Source organism: Methylosinus sp. PW1 (genome assembly GCF_000745215.1).
Classification (GTDB): Bacteria; Pseudomonadota; Alphaproteobacteria; order Rhizobiales; family Beijerinckiaceae; genus Methylosinus.
On record NZ_JQNK01000009.1, the window covers coordinates 157,733 to 170,881 of the forward strand.

Annotated in this window: 13 protein-coding genes; 3 read left to right on the top strand and 10 right to left on the bottom strand. The window is 66.8% G+C overall.

The window, feature by feature from the left end; genetic code table 11:
* Positions 1–69: 69 nt before the first annotated feature.
* Complete coding sequence (locus K369_RS10125) at positions 70–2,589, top strand: patatin-like phospholipase family protein (RefSeq protein ID WP_156967840.1); 2,520 nt, start codon at positions 70–72, stop codon at positions 2,587–2,589.
* A gap of 21 nt (positions 2,590–2,610) precedes the next feature.
* Here the strand turns inward: K369_RS10125 and hemB are convergent, their stop codons facing one another.
* From hemB to gatC, 7 genes are all read right to left on the bottom strand, one after another.
* Positions 2,611–3,636, bottom strand: coding sequence for a porphobilinogen synthase (hemB, locus tag K369_RS10130; RefSeq protein ID WP_036290801.1), 1,026 nt, complete (start codon positions 3,634–3,636; stop codon positions 2,611–2,613).
* Between the two features lie 294 nt (positions 3,637–3,930).
* A complete protein-coding gene (locus K369_RS26425; protein WP_156967841.1) occupies positions 3,931–4,224 on the bottom strand; it encodes a hypothetical protein in 294 nt (97 codons plus the stop codon).
* A gap of 208 nt (positions 4,225–4,432) precedes the next feature.
* Positions 4,433–4,798 (bottom strand): hypothetical protein, encoded by a 366-nt coding sequence (locus tag K369_RS10140; protein ID WP_036290806.1) that lies wholly within the window; start codon positions 4,796–4,798, stop codon positions 4,433–4,435.
* A 662-nt stretch (positions 4,799–5,460) separates the two neighbouring features.
* Positions 5,461–6,933: an Asp-tRNA(Asn)/Glu-tRNA(Gln) amidotransferase subunit GatB gene (gene gatB / locus K369_RS10150; RefSeq protein ID WP_036290810.1), complete on the bottom strand. Its 1,473-nt coding sequence runs from the start codon at positions 6,931–6,933 to the stop codon at positions 5,461–5,463.
* Positions 6,934–7,077: 144 nt separating this feature from the next.
* On the bottom strand, positions 7,078–7,419 hold the full coding sequence (locus K369_RS10155; protein WP_051949196.1) for a chorismate mutase: 342 nt from the start codon (positions 7,417–7,419) through the stop codon (positions 7,078–7,080).
* A complete protein-coding gene (gene gatA / locus K369_RS10160; protein ID WP_036290812.1) occupies positions 7,416–8,915 on the bottom strand; it encodes an Asp-tRNA(Asn)/Glu-tRNA(Gln) amidotransferase subunit GatA in 1,500 nt (499 codons plus the stop codon). Before gatA ends, K369_RS10155 begins: the two co-directional genes overlap by 4 nt.
* Positions 8,916–8,990: 75 nt before the next feature.
* On the bottom strand, positions 8,991–9,278 hold the full coding sequence (gatC, locus tag K369_RS10165; protein ID WP_026598791.1) for an Asp-tRNA(Asn)/Glu-tRNA(Gln) amidotransferase subunit GatC: 288 nt from the start codon (positions 9,276–9,278) through the stop codon (positions 8,991–8,993).
* 137 nt (positions 9,279–9,415) lie between these two features.
* Here gatC and ruvX point away from each other — a divergent pair, with 137 nt between their 5' ends.
* Positions 9,416–9,898 (top strand): Holliday junction resolvase RuvX, encoded by a 483-nt coding sequence (gene ruvX, locus K369_RS10170; protein ID WP_036294778.1) that lies wholly within the window; start codon positions 9,416–9,418, stop codon positions 9,896–9,898.
* 10 nt (positions 9,899–9,908) lie between these two features.
* Here ruvX and K369_RS10175 read toward each other — a convergent pair whose 3' ends face one another.
* On the bottom strand, positions 9,909–10,388 hold the full coding sequence (locus K369_RS10175) for a hypothetical protein (protein WP_036290858.1): 480 nt from the start codon (positions 10,386–10,388) through the stop codon (positions 9,909–9,911).
* Positions 10,389–10,955: 567 nt separating this feature from the next.
* Here K369_RS10175 and K369_RS10180 point away from each other — a divergent pair.
* Complete coding sequence (locus K369_RS10180) at positions 10,956–11,171, top strand: hypothetical protein (protein WP_084570630.1); 216 nt, start codon at positions 10,956–10,958, stop codon at positions 11,169–11,171.
* Between the two features lie 9 nt (positions 11,172–11,180).
* Here K369_RS10180 and dprA read toward each other — a convergent pair whose 3' ends face one another.
* Both dprA and plsY read right to left on the bottom strand, forming a co-directional pair.
* Complete coding sequence (gene dprA / locus K369_RS10185; RefSeq protein ID WP_036290864.1) at positions 11,181–12,425, bottom strand: DNA-processing protein DprA; 1,245 nt, start codon at positions 12,423–12,425, stop codon at positions 11,181–11,183.
* Positions 12,422–13,051, bottom strand: a complete 630-nt coding sequence (gene plsY, locus K369_RS10190; RefSeq protein ID WP_051949198.1) for a glycerol-3-phosphate 1-O-acyltransferase PlsY — start codon at positions 13,049–13,051, stop codon at positions 12,422–12,424. The genes dprA and plsY overlap by 4 nt, the downstream gene beginning before the upstream one ends.
* Positions 13,052–13,149: the final 98 nt, after the last annotated feature.

A 13,149-nucleotide genomic window follows, 5' to 3' on the forward strand; every position in this document is an offset into this window, starting at 1 on the left:
TAAACTTCGAGACAGCTTTTCCCGCCGGGCCGCGACGGTCCGGACACGCCCTTTTCAATGGAGAGCATCATGTCGCAATTGCTCGAGACGAAAGCGGAAATTCACGCGGAGGTGACGGCGCCCGCGCCACAGTGGAAGACGGACTTCTACTGGATATTGCGCATTCTCTGGGCCTGCCGCGTGAGCGTCGTCAGCGCCCTCGCCGGCCTTCTCCTCTTCGGCCTCGTCGATCAGGCGCAGAATCTGTTCGCGGATCGCTCCTTCGACGCGCTGCTCTTCGGAGCGCATTATTGGCTCAGCGTCTTCGCCGCGATCTTCCTGGTCTGGGCCTTCCCCATCCATTACGGCGCGCGCCGCGTGCTCGAGGACGCCGATTCGGCCTGGATGATCCCCTATCTGCTGCGTGTCGAGATGCGCGACAACGACATTCGCTCGGTCCGCGACCATGTGCGCCGACGCTTCGGACATGTCATATTATGGACGCCGCGCCTCCTCGGACTGATCCCTTTCGTCGCAGTGGCGCTCGGCCTCTGGGGCGCGCAGGCATCGATCGAGAACGCCGCCATTCTCCCCGAGGCGACGGCGACGCGCGACCAGATCTATGCGCTGCTGGCGATCGACGCGGCGACGGCCGTCGCTTTCGTCTATTTCGTCGCCAAGCGCCAGCGCATCGCCAAATTCATCGGCGCGAGCATGGATTTGCGCTGGCTCACCTTCGCCTCGCTGCACGCCACAATGGCGGTGTTCGTCTCGGCGCTGATCTGGCCCTTCTTCTTATCCGACCATGCGCCGCGCGCGCTGCTGGTTCCCTTCCTGCTCGGCAGCCTCGTGCTCGGCGCGAGCTGGCTGGTGCGCAAGGGCTATGAGACCGGCCGCCCGCTGCTGCTGATCGCCATTCTCTTCGCGGCCGGCATAACGGCGGCGAACACGCATCTCGACGACGTGCGCGCCCTGCCCGCGGCTTCCGGCGCGCCCTCGAAGGCGGATCGGCAGATCGACATCACCGAGGCGGTGCGCAATTGGAAGACGGCCAATGGCTGCACCGAGACCGAATGTCCGCCGGCGCTGATCGTCGCGGCCGAAGGCGGCGCCAGCCGCGCGGCCTATATGGCGGCCACGGTCATCGGCCATTTGATCGATCGCGACGGCGACCTCCACGATGCGCCGCAGCTCGGCTCGCCCGGCCGCCGCATCTTCGCCTTCTCGGGCGTCTCCGGCGGCGCCTTCGGCTCGGCGATCTTCCGCGCCGCTCTCGCCGACGCGGCGGAGAAGGATGCGCCGACGCCGCCCTGCGTCAATTCAGCGCGCGTCTGGATCGGCGCGCATGAGCATCGCGACCCGACCAAGAGCTGGCGCGATTGCCTGCAATTGCTGGTCGCCGGCGATTATCTCTCGCCGGCCTTCGTCGGCCTCGGCTTTCGCGACAATTTCTCGCCGCGCAAATTTTTCTTCGGCGAGGAGAGCTGGATGGAGGATCGCGCCGCTCTGCTCGAGAAATCCTGGGAGCGTCATTACGACTTCGTGACCAACCCCGCCTATAAGAAAGACTATTGGACCGGCGAGCTGATCCAGACCGGCGAGCCCTGCGCGAGCGGCGCCGCGACCGGCATGTGCCGCCGCCTCGGCTATGCGCGCGCGACGCCGGCGGGCAAATGGGCGCCGCTGCTGCTGCTCAACGGCACGTCGGTGGACAGCGGAACGCGCATCATCGGAACCGATCTGATCTCGACGCGCCCGGCGCCCGCGACCAATTCGCGCGCGCCGCTCTATCCCGCCGCCTATGATTTCTTCGAGATGATCTCGACGCCCTGCAAGACGCCGCAGGGCGACATGTGCCCGGCCGCGGCGCAGGGCGATAGGGATGTCGCGGCGTTGCGCGACGGGCCGGACATTCTTCTCTCCACCGCGGCGCTGCTCAGCGCGCGCTTCCCCGTCATCTCGCCGGCGGGAACGCTGCGCGCCAAGGACGACGCCTCCCATGGCGACCGCATCGTCGACGGCGGCTATTTCGACAATGCCGGCCTCGCCTCTGCGCTCGATGTGGCGCGCGCGCTGAAGGGCCAGGGGATCACGCCGCTGATCCTGTGGGTGCAGAATGATCCCGTCGGCGCGCTCACCGACGATACGCTGCCGCCACGCGCGGCCGGTACGCCGCGGCTGGGCGCGCCGGGGGTGAGCTTCGTCTCTGATCTCTTCGGCCTCGTCGCCGCGCCCGTGGACGCTCTGCTGGCGACGCGCGCCGGCCATGCGGCCGAGCAGGCGGCGCTGGCGCAGCGCAGCCTCGTCGAGATGAACGCCGACACCGACCGCTACGCCGGCGATATGACGGCGAGCTTCTTCCAGATCGGCGTGCGCGTCGCGCCCGTGCTGGTCGCAGACGGCGGCGACGATCCGCTGCTCGACGCGACCTGCGCGCGCTTCAAGGGCCAGACCTTGTCCATGTCGAAAGTGTCGATGAGCTGGTGGCTGTCGCAATCGGTGCAGGCCGATCTCGACGCTCAGCTCTGCGACAAGGCCAATCGCCAGAGCCTGAATGATCTTCTCACGCGTCTGAAGCAGAAGCTGCCGCTCGTGAAAGCCGAATGGTGAGAGCCGGAAGGCGCCGCGGCCTCAGCCGCGGCGCAGGAAGGCGGCGGCGCGCGGCGCGTAATAGGTGAGAACGCCCGCCGCGCCCGCGCGCTTGAAGGCGGTGAGGCTCTCCATCATCGCGCGCTCGCCGTCGAGCCAGCCATTGGCGGCGGCGGCCTCGATCATCGCATATTCGCCCGACACCTGATAGGCGAAGGTCGGCGCATGAAAAGCGTCGACGACGCGCCGCACGATGTCGAGATAGGGCATGCCCGGCTTGACCATCACCATATCGGCGCCCTGCTCGAGATCGAGCGCCACCTCGCGCAGCGCCTCGTCGCTATTGGCGGGGTCCATCTGATAGGTGCGCTTGTCGCCGCGCAGAGTCTTATTGGTGCCGATGGCGTCGCGGAACGGTCCGTAGAAGGCCGAGGCGTATTTGGCCGCGTAGCTCATGATCTGAACATTCTCGAAGCCCTCGGCGTCGAGCGCGGCGCGGATCGCGCCGATGCGGCCATCCATCATATCCGAGGGCGCGATGACATCGGCGCCGGCGCGCGCTTGATTGACCGCCTGCGCCGTCAACACGGCGACGGTCTCGTCATTGACGATCTCATCGCCGACGAGCAGCCCGTCATGACCATGGCTCGTATAGGGATCGAGCGCGACATCGGTGATGATGCCTATGCCCGGAACCGCCTTCTTGATCGCGCCGCAAGCGAGGCAGACGAGATTTTCGGGATCGAGCGCGGCCGAGCCATGCGGATCGCGCAGCGCCGGATCAGTGTTGGGAAACAGCGCCACCGCCGGCACGCCGAGCGAGGCTGCCTCCTCTATCGCCTCCAGCGCCGTGTCGATCGAATAGCGATAGACGCCCGGCATGGAGGCGATCGGCTCGCAGCGCCCTGCCCCATCGAGCAGAAACAGCGGCCAGATGAGATCGTCGGCGGAGAGCCGCGTCTCGCGCACGAGGCGGCGCGCCCAATCGCTCTTGCGATTGCGGCGCGGGCGCGCGGTGAGCGCGAGCCGCGCAGACGCCGCGGTGAGCTTGCTTACGGGAGAATCCATTGGCGCGACCTCCAGCGCGGCCGCGGCGAGAAAGGCGCACGCGGCGGCGGAGCGTGCCTAGCATGGCGCTCGCCGCAATGGGAAGACTGCGAAACGTCCCAACATTGACGCCCTGCCGCCTTCCGGTCTAGAGCCGTCGTCACCTCCGAGGCCGCGCTCGCATCCGCGGACGCCCCGCGACGAGCAATGGGAGCCGATGGCGGAACGCGTGAACTCCGGCGCTCTCTCTTCATCGCGGAGCGCCTTTGCCGCGATCGTCGCCTCGCTCTGCGCGACCGCTGTCGTCGCAGCGCCTCAGCCACAGTCTGCCAGCGAACGTCCGCCGCACGCGGCCGCGCGACGCGCGCCGCGCGCGCCTGCGCCGCCGAGGCGGCCGCCGGAGCAGCGCGCGCCGCAGCCGCCGGCAGTGGAGACGCCGCCCGTGACGCCGCAGGAGCTGCCGCCGCTCGACACATCGACGCCGCCGCCCTCGCTGCCGCGCGCCTCGCGCGAGCGCATGCGCCAATGCGCCACACAATGGATGAAGATCAGGCAGGAAGGTCGAACGGCGGGAACGAGCTGGCGCGATTTCGCGACCAGATGTCTCACCCGTTGACGGCCTGACGGAGCGGTCTCGCCCGCCGTCGCGGACCTCGCGTCGAGGTCGGCCGGAAAAGCGCGAGAGAAAGAAAGCCGATCAGCGGGAGCAAGGAGCGCGGGCCGAGCCGGCCCGGGCGAGAAATGCTGCGAAACGCGTTCACGATGCGAGGTGGATCGGCTGCGCATGGCGAACGCGTTTCGGGCCGCGGGTCTTTCGTCAGACCGCTTCCGAGCTTTCGGGAGCCGGAGGAGTTTCCTTGGCCTTGCGCGGAGCGCGACGCTTGACGGGCGCCTTGCGCACGGCCTTCTTCGTCGCGGTCTTCTTCGTCGCAGTGCGCTTCTTCGTCGCGACGCGCTTCTTCGTAGCGACGCGCTTCTTCGTCGCAACGCGCTTCTTCGTCGCCGTCTTGCGCGTGGTCTTGCGGGCGACCTTCTTCGAAGCAGCCTTGCGCGTAGCCTTCTTGGCGGTGGCCTTCTTGGTCGCGGCCTTCTTGGTCGCCGCCTTCTTGGTCGCAGTCTTACGAGCACCCTTCTTCGCGGTCGCCTTTTTCGCAGGCTTACGCTTCGTCGTTGGTTTCGCCATCTTCAGTCCCCTTGATCCATATCGTCGGAATGTCGCTATGACCGACAATAGGCCGCAATAGCGTAACGTGGTTAAATAGTCGTTCAAGTGGCGCTTTCACGAATTGCTCGCGAATGCGATGTCGCATAGCGCGCGACGGCGACGAATGCGCGCGCCGATGAACAGAAAAACGCATGTCGAAAACGACGCGTGAGGCAGCGCGGAAGACGCATGTCGAATGCGATTTCAGCGGCGCTCGAAGGACGCGTCTCGCATCGCGAACGCCGCCGCGCCGAGATGTCGGCGCAGACTGCGCGACCCTCGACGAGAGCATTCAATCTATTGTTTTCCTTCAATGACTAGGAGATGCGCGCAATTGCGCGCAACGCATCGGCGAGAAGCCGTGCGCATGACGATGAGAGATTTCGCGCTTGCATTTCACGCTGTCGCCGACGCTCGAAGACGATCGCTTCGCATGTCTCGACCCACTCGCGACGACGCCGGCGCCGCCTCTGCGAATGTCGTCGTGCGCGCTCTCGCGGCGCTGCCGACCATGTGAAAAAAAAATTGTGCGCAGCGCGCGCGCCGCGTCTCGCGATAGCCGCGCTGCGGCCATGACGCGGCGTCGATTCGATCGAATCGACGCCGCCGGTGATTCGAGTTTCGGCTCTGCCCAAAGCGTCTCAGACGCCGAGACGGCTCTTCAGCAAGTCATTGACGGCTTGCGGATTGGCTTTGCCGCCAGTCGCCTTCATCACCTGGCCGACGAACCAGCCGAGCATGGTCGGCTTCGCCTTGGCTTGCGCGACCTTGTCGGGATTGGCGGCGATGATCTCATCGATCGCCTTCTCGATCGCGCCCGTGTCCGTCACCTGCTTCAAGCCGCGCGTCTCGACGATCTCGCGCGGATCGCCGCCCTCCTGCCAGACGATCTCGAACAGATCCTTGCCGATCTTGCCCGAGATGACGCCGGTGGAGATGAGATCGACAATGGCGCCGATCGCCTGCGCGGACACGGGCGAGCGCGTAATGTCGAGCCCCTCCTTGTTGAGGCGGCCGAACAGCTCGTTGATCACCCAATTGGCGACGAGCTTGGCGTCGCGGCCCTTCGCCGCCTCCTCGAAGAAGTCCGCGCTCGCGCGCTCGGCGACGAGCACGCCCGCGTCATAGGGCGGCAGGCCGTAATCGGCGACGAAGCGCGCGCGCTTCTCGTCCGGCAGCTCCGGCAGTTCGACCTTCAGCGCGTCGACATAGGCCTGATCGAATTCCAGCGGCAGCAGATCGGGGTCCGGGAAATAGCGGTAGTCGTGCGCCTCCTCCTTGGAGCGCATGGAGCGCGTCTCGCCCTTGCCGGGATCGAAGAGGCGCGTCTCCTGAGCGATGACGCCGCCATCCTCGAGAATGCCGATCTGGCGGCGCGCCTCCACCTCGACCGCCTGGCCGATGAAGCGGATGGAGTTGACGTTCTTGATCTCGCAGCGCGTGCCGAAGGGCGCGCCGGGCTTGCGCACGGAAACGTTCACGTCGGCGCGCAGCGAGCCCTGCTCCATATTGCCGTCGCAGGAGCCGATATAGCGCAGAATGGTGCGCAGCTTGGAGACATAGGCGCGCGCCTCCTCCGCCGAGCGAATGTCCGGCTTGGAGACGATCTCCATCAGCGCGACGCCGGAGCGGTTGAGGTCCACATGGCTCTCGGTGGCGGAGAGATCATGGATGGACTTGCCGGCGTCCTGCTCGAGATGCAGACGCTCTATGCCGACGGTGATGCGCTCGCTGGGCGTCACATCGACGATGACCTCGCCCTCGCCGACGATCGGATGCTTGTACTGGGAAATCTGATAGCCCTGCGGCAGATCGGGATAGAAATAATTTTTCCGATCGAACACGGAACGCAGATTGATCTGCGCCTGCAGGCCGAGCCCGGTGCGAATGGCCTGTTTGACGCACTCCTCATTGATGACCGGCAGCATGCCCGGCATGGCCGCGTCGACGAGCGAGACATGATTATTGGGCTCGCCGCCATATTCCGCGGAAGCGCCGGAGAAGAGCTTGGCCTTGCTCGTCACCTGGGCGTGTATCTCCATGCCGACGACGACTTCCCAGTCGCCGGTCGCGCCTTTGAGGAGCTTGCTCGGCTGCGTCTCGCGCGTGTTCATGTCTTTCGTCCTCGAACCGTGTCTATCGTTGAGGGAAGCTTACATCTAAGATCGACGCTCGTCATTGCGAGCCGAGGGCGAAGCAATCCAGGGGCCGATGGCCCCTCGATCGCGCGTCGCCGCTCCGCTCCCAGCAATGACGGCTCAGGCGCCGGACGGCGTCTCGCTTTGCTCGCGATCGCCCATCAGCCGCTCTTCATAGCCGATCGACCATTCGATCAGCGCGCGCCACAGCGCTTGGCCCAGCTCGGTCTCGAGCCCCTCGCGCTGCGACGCCGCAGCGACGCGCGCCAGCACTTCGTCGACGCGCTCGGGCACGCGCGCGGGAATCCCGAGCGAGGGTTTCACCGCCGCGGCGCGCTCGATCTGGCGCTGGCGGCGGGCGAGCAGAGCGACGAGCTCGTCGTCGAGCGCGTCTATGGTGGCGCGCACGTCCGACATTTCGTCGCGCGGTTCGCGCTTTGCGGCCTCTGCTCTGCGCGTCATTTCGCCTCTGTCCACCAGGGCTGCGGGAAATCGATCTTCGGCGCAGCGCTCTCCAGCGCCGCGGCGAGCGAGAACAGGGTCGCCTCGTCGAAAGGGCGGCCGATGAGCTGCAGGCCGAGCGGCAATCCGTCGGCGCCGAGGCCGCCCGGCACCGCAATGCCCGGCAGGCCGGCCATGTTCACCGTCACGGTGAAAATGTCGTTCAGATACATTTCGACGGGATCGGCCGCGCCCTTCTCGCCTTGCGCGAAGGCGGTGGAAGGCGTCGCCGGCGTCAGCACGGCGTCGACCCCGGCTGCGAAAGCCTCGTCGAAATCGCGCTTGATGAGACTGCGGATCTTCTGCGCGCGCACATAATAGGCGTCGTAATAGCCATGCGAGAGCACATAGGCGCCGATCATCACGCGGCGGCGCACCTCGGCCCCGAAGCCTTTGGCGCGCGTCTTCTCATACATGTCGGCGATGTCGCGGCCCTTCTCGCGCAGGCCGTAGCGCACGCCGTCATAGCGCGCGAGATTGGAGGAGGCCTCCGCCGGCGCGATAATGTAATAGGCCGGCAGCGCGAAACGCGTATGCGGCAGGGAAATCTCGACGATCTCGGCGCCCGCGTCGCGCAGCCAGGCGACGCCCTGATCCCAGAGCGCATTGATCTCGGCGCCCCCGCCGATGCGATATTCCTTGGGAATGCCGATGCGCCGTCCCTTCACCGAGGCGCCGATCGCCGCCTCGTAATCGGGAACCGGCGCATCGACGCTGGTCGTGTCCTTGGGATCATGGCCGGCCATGGATCGCAGCATGATGGCCGCATCGCGCACCGTGCGCGTGATCGGCCCCGCCTGATCGAGCGAGGAGGCGAAAGCGACAATGCCCCAGCGTGAGCAGCGGCCATAGGTCGGCTTTATGCCCACAGTGCCGGTAAAAGCCGCCGGCTGGCGAATGGAGCCGCCCGTGTCCGTCGCCGTGGCGCCGAGCGCGAGACGCGCGGCGACCGCGGCGGACGAGCCGCCCGACGAGCCGCCGGGAACGATCTTGGCGTCGTCGAACCCTTCGCCCTTCTTGCGGCGCCAGGGCGAGACGACAGGGCCGAAGGCGCTGGTCTCATTGGAGGAGCCCATGGCGAATTCGTCGAGATTGAGCTTGCCCAGCATCAGCGCGCCGTCGCGCCACAGATTGGCGGAGACGGTCGATTCATATGTGGGCGTGAAGTCGTCGAGGATGCGGCTCGCCGCCGTGGTGCGCACGCCTTTGGTGCAATAGAGGTCCTTTATGCCGAGCGGCAGGCCCTCGAGCGGACGCGCCTCGCCACGCGCGATGCGCGCGTCGCTGTCCTGCGCGGCCGCGAGCGCGAGCTCGGGCGTCTCGGTGAGGAAAGCGTTGAGCGCGCGCGCTTTCTCGATCGCCTCTATATGGGCCTTGGTCAGCTCCGTCGCCGACAGCTTCTTCGCAACGAGCGCGTCACGCGCCTCGGCGAGGGACAAATGCGTAGGATCGGACATGAATGCGTTTCGCTCGTTCGTGTCTTATTCAAAGGCCCGCATGTGGCGGGCGTCGCTCGTCTTTGCGGAAGGCGCTTATTCCACGACCTTGGGCACGACGAAATAATGGTCGTCCTTTTCCGGCGCATTGGCCAGAATGGCGTCGGCGAAGCCGCCGTCGGTGACGACGTCCTGCCGCTTTTTCATTTGCATGGGCAGAACAGAGGTCAAAGGCTCGACGCCTTCGACGTCGACGCTCGACAGCTCGGCGACGAAATCCAATATTGCGTTGAGCTCCGCGCCGAGGCGCTCGACCTCTTGGTCCTCGACGGCGATGCGCGCGAGATGGGCGATGCGGCGGACAGTCGCCTGATCGACGGACATTTTATGGAGCTCCGTTCCGACTTCGTCCCGCGCGCTATACCACTCGCGGCTTCGAGGGCGCAATGCGCGCGTCCGCCCGTCATGCAACGAGCGCGCCGGATTTCCAGAAAGCCGCGCGTCGTGCTAGGCCAATCGGCATGACCGCCGGACAAAAGACGCTCGAGGAGCTCGCCGCTCTGCTGCCGCAAAAAAGCAGGCTGATCGGGCTCGATGTCGGAACGAAGACCGTGGGGCTCGCGCTGTCGGACGTCGAGCGCCGCCTCGCGACGCCGCTCGAGACGATCCGCCGCGTGAAATTCACCAAGGACGCCGAGCGGCTCGTCGCCTTGATCGCGCAGCATGAAATCGCCGCGCTGATCGTCGGCCTGCCGCTCAACATGGACGGGTCCGAAGGCCCGCGGGCGCAAGCGACGCGGGCCTTCATGCGCAATTTCGACGCGATGCGCCGAACGCCCTTCGCCTTCTGGGACGAGCGGCTTTCCACCGCCGCCGTCACCAGAGAGCTGCTGGCGCAGGACGTCTCGCGCGCAAAGCGGGCCGAGGTCGTGGACAGAATGGCCGCGGCCTATATTCTGCAAGGCGCCCTAGACAGGCTGGGGCGCCTCGCTACGGGAGGCTAGACGAGCCGGCTCACCACCAGCCGCGACGCCAGCCCCAGCCGCCGCCCCAGCCGCCGCCGCCGAAGCCGATGTTCAGCGCGCCGCCGAGAAGACCGGCGCCGGCGCCGATGATGCCCGGGCCGCCATAGCCATAGCCATATCCATAGGAGGGATAGGCGTAGCTGGCCGCGACGACCGGCACGGCGACAGCCGTCGCCACCGGAGCCGCGACATAGGCGGTGCGACGCTCATACAGCGGATAGTAGGCGGTGCGACGCTCGATGATGCGACGCACATAGACCGTGCGGTGCTCGATGCGGCGCGGCGGGCAATAATGGGCGGAACGGCCCGCATGAATGCGACGATAGTGGACCTCGTCCGTCGCCGCCGGAAGCGACACGGACGCCACATTCGCCATTCCGACCGGTCCGGCCAGAGCGACGCCCGGCGCGGCGATGCCGATCACGGCGCCAGCGGCGCCCAGCAGAGACAACTTCACAACCTTGCTCATGACTCAAGCCTCCTCGTGGCTCTCGCCCCCCTTTCCCGCCGCCCGCAGCGGGCGACCGGAACCTTTCGTCACGGCGCGATCCGCGCCGGCGCAGACGTTCATTCAGTTACGGCAGACGCGACGGCGCAGACGACCAGATGCGCAGGGAGGAGCGCGGTCGGTGAAGAGAAGCCAACGCACATATCAGTCCCCCAACTCATCGGTCGCTCAACTCGCGCCTCTTTGAAAAATTCCCGTTCATGCCGTCGCTCCTCTGAGAGAAGCGCGGCCCAGGTGAAGGGGAACTAAGGCGCGCTTACCGGCCGTCCAGACCATCGAGCGTCAAAAAAAACCCTCCGTTAACGCTCCCGCCGCGCCGGAGGGTCATCGATATGAAAACTTTTAGTTGTATTGCGCAGCTTTGCGAAGGCGTCCGTAATTGCCTCTATAGGCGTGGCGTTCAAGGCAAAAAATCGCGACGACATAGTTGCGGTCACGTTGACAAGCCGTCGATGACGAGGCATTTTACGACCGTAAGTTGAACTTCCAAATCGCCGCCGTCATCCATTGCGCCGATGCGAGGAGCCGATGTCGAAGAGCGCGAAAGCAGCCCCTGCAGAGATGGACGCGCATGAAGCGTCGACGGCTTCTCTCGCCGTCTATATCGCGCAAATGGCGGGCGAGCTGGCGACGATGGCGGACCGGTCCGAGCTCACCATGCTCGCCTATTTCCTCAATCTGGCGCGCGTCGAGGCCGAGGCGAAATCGCGCGAGCACGCCGCCGACTCGCGCGGCGGCGCGTAAAGCGTCAAATCATGCCAGCGAGACGAGATTGGCGCCGTGGCGTGCGAGCCGTCCGGCGAGATCGAGTTCCAGCAGCGCGGCGTTGACCTCGCGCGCGGGGAGACCCGCGGCGCGCACGAGATCGTCGATGGCGACCGGCGCCGGGCCGAGCAGCGTCAGGACGCGCGCGAGCGGATCGACCGTCTCCGCCTCTCGCGCCGGCGCTGCGTCGATCGGCGCGCTCTCCGCCTGCGCCGCGATGGGAGCGACGCGCTCATGCATGAAATTCGGCGCCCGCTCCTGCAGCGAGAAGAGATCGTCGATCTCTTCCCAGAACGGCTCCTCCTCGGGCGCGCCCTCCCCTTCGCCGAAGAGATCGCCCTGCCTGCCGCCGCCGGCGGCGAGCGCGCGGGTGACATCCTCCGCCCCGGCGCAGAGAGTGGCGCCCTGGCGCAGGAGATCATTGGTTCCTTCGGCGCGCGGATCGAGCGGCGAGCCGGGAACGGCGAACACCTCGCGGCCCTGCTCCATGGCGAAGCGCGCGGTAATGAGCGAGCCGGAGCGGCGCGCCGCCTCCACGACCACGACGCCGCGCGACAGGCCGGAGACAATGCGATTGCGGCGTGGAAAATCGCGCCCGCGCGGCTCCCATTCGAGCGGCATTTCCGTCACCACGGCGCCGCCGCGCGCGATGATCTCCTCGATCAAGGGGCGATGCTCATTGGGATAGGGTCGCGCATGGCCGCCGGCGAGCACGGCGATGGTCCCCGCCGCGAGGCTCGCGCGATGGGCGGAGAGATCGACGCCGCGCGCGAGGCCGGAGACGATGACGTAATTTTCCCGCGCGAGGCCCTGCGCCAGACGCTCGGCGAAGGTGAGCCCCGCTGCAGACGCGTTGCGCGAGCCGACGATGGCGACGCAAGGACGCGACAGAATTTCCGCCGAGCCGCGCAGCGCCAGCAATGGCGGCGCCGCCTCTATCGCGCGCAGCGGCTGCGGATAATCGGCGTCGCCGAGCGAGACGAAACGCACGCCGAGCTTCGCCGAGCGCTCCATCTCGCCGCGCACGTCGTCCGGCTCGGCGATGCGGATCATGCGCCCATGGGCGGAGCGCGCGAGCAGATCGGGCAGCGCCTCCAGCGCCGCCTGCGCGCCGCCGAATTTGTTGACGAGCTGGCGAAAGGTGCGCGGCCCGACATTCTCGGAACGAATGAGCCGCAGCCAATGAAAGAGCTGCTCCTCCGTCAATCGCGTCGCGGAGGAGGAAGCGCTCATGCCTTCTGCCCGATGCGGCTCTCATTGCCGGAGAGAAGCCGGCGGATATTGTCGCGATGCTTCCACCACAGCAGCGCCGCCATGACGGCGAAGACGACGGCCTCGCGACCATGGCCCATCGCCGCGAGAACGAGCGGCGAAGCGAGGCTCGCCGCCAGCGCGGAGAGCGAGGAGTAGCGGAACAGCGCCGCCATCGACAGCCACACCGCCGCGAAGCCGAGGCCCGCCGGCCAGCTGATGCCGAACAGCGCGCCCAAAAATGTCGCGACGCCCTTGCCGCCGCGAAAGCGCAGCCAGACGGGCGCTATATGGCCGACAAAGGCGGCCGCCGCGGCGATGACGGCGCCGTCCGGCGATATCTGCGCGCCGAGAAGCGCGGCGGCGACGCCTTTGAGCGCGTCGAGCAGCAGAGTGGCGGCGGCGAGATCCTTGCGGCCGGTGCGCAGAACATTGGTCGCGCCTATATTGCCCGAGCCGATCGAGCGAATGTCGGTCGTCCCCGCGAGCCGCGTCAGCAGAAGGCCGAAGGGGATCGAGCCGAGCAGATAGCCGACCGCCAGCGCGCCGAGCTCTGGAAAAGAAGAAAACGCCAAGGAGAAAGACCCGCGCCGCGCGGCCGGCGCCATTCGCCGAACGCGGCGCGCAAACTAGTCGAGCCCGACGCGCGCCGCAAGCCGAGCGCGAAGCGGCGCCGAAAAGCGAGACGCCTCGCGCTGGCGCGAAA

Bases quoted from the DNA above. Each gene is read 5' to 3' on its own strand.
- K369_RS10125 (WP_156967840.1), top strand. From the start codon at position 70: ATGTCGCAATTGCTCGAGACGAAAGCGGAAATTCACGCGGAGGTGACG.
- hemB (WP_036290801.1), bottom strand. From the start codon at position 3,636: ATGGATTCTCCCGTAAGCAAGCTCACCGCGGCGTCTGCGCGGCTCGCG.
- K369_RS10140 (WP_036290806.1), bottom strand. From the start codon at position 4,798: ATGGCGAAACCAACGACGAAGCGTAAGCCTGCGAAAAAGGCGACCGCG.
- gatB (WP_036290810.1), bottom strand. From the start codon at position 6,933: ATGAACACGCGCGAGACGCAGCCGAGCAAGCTCCTCAAAGGCGCGACC.
- K369_RS10155 (WP_051949196.1), bottom strand. From the start codon at position 7,419: ATGACGCGCAGAGCAGAGGCCGCAAAGCGCGAACCGCGCGACGAAATG.
- gatA (WP_036290812.1), bottom strand. From the start codon at position 8,915: ATGTCCGATCCTACGCATTTGTCCCTCGCCGAGGCGCGTGACGCGCTC.
- gatC (WP_026598791.1), bottom strand. From the start codon at position 9,278: ATGTCCGTCGATCAGGCGACTGTCCGCCGCATCGCCCATCTCGCGCGC.
- ruvX (WP_036294778.1), top strand. From the start codon at position 9,416: ATGACCGCCGGACAAAAGACGCTCGAGGAGCTCGCCGCTCTGCTGCCG.
- K369_RS10175 (WP_036290858.1), bottom strand. From the start codon at position 10,388: ATGAGCAAGGTTGTGAAGTTGTCTCTGCTGGGCGCCGCTGGCGCCGTG.
- K369_RS10180 (WP_084570630.1), top strand. From the start codon at position 10,956: ATGTCGAAGAGCGCGAAAGCAGCCCCTGCAGAGATGGACGCGCATGAA.
- dprA (WP_036290864.1), bottom strand. From the start codon at position 12,425: ATGAGCGCTTCCTCCTCCGCGACGCGATTGACGGAGGAGCAGCTCTTT.
- plsY (WP_051949198.1), bottom strand. From the start codon at position 13,051: ATGGCGCCGGCCGCGCGGCGCGGGTCTTTCTCCTTGGCGTTTTCTTCT.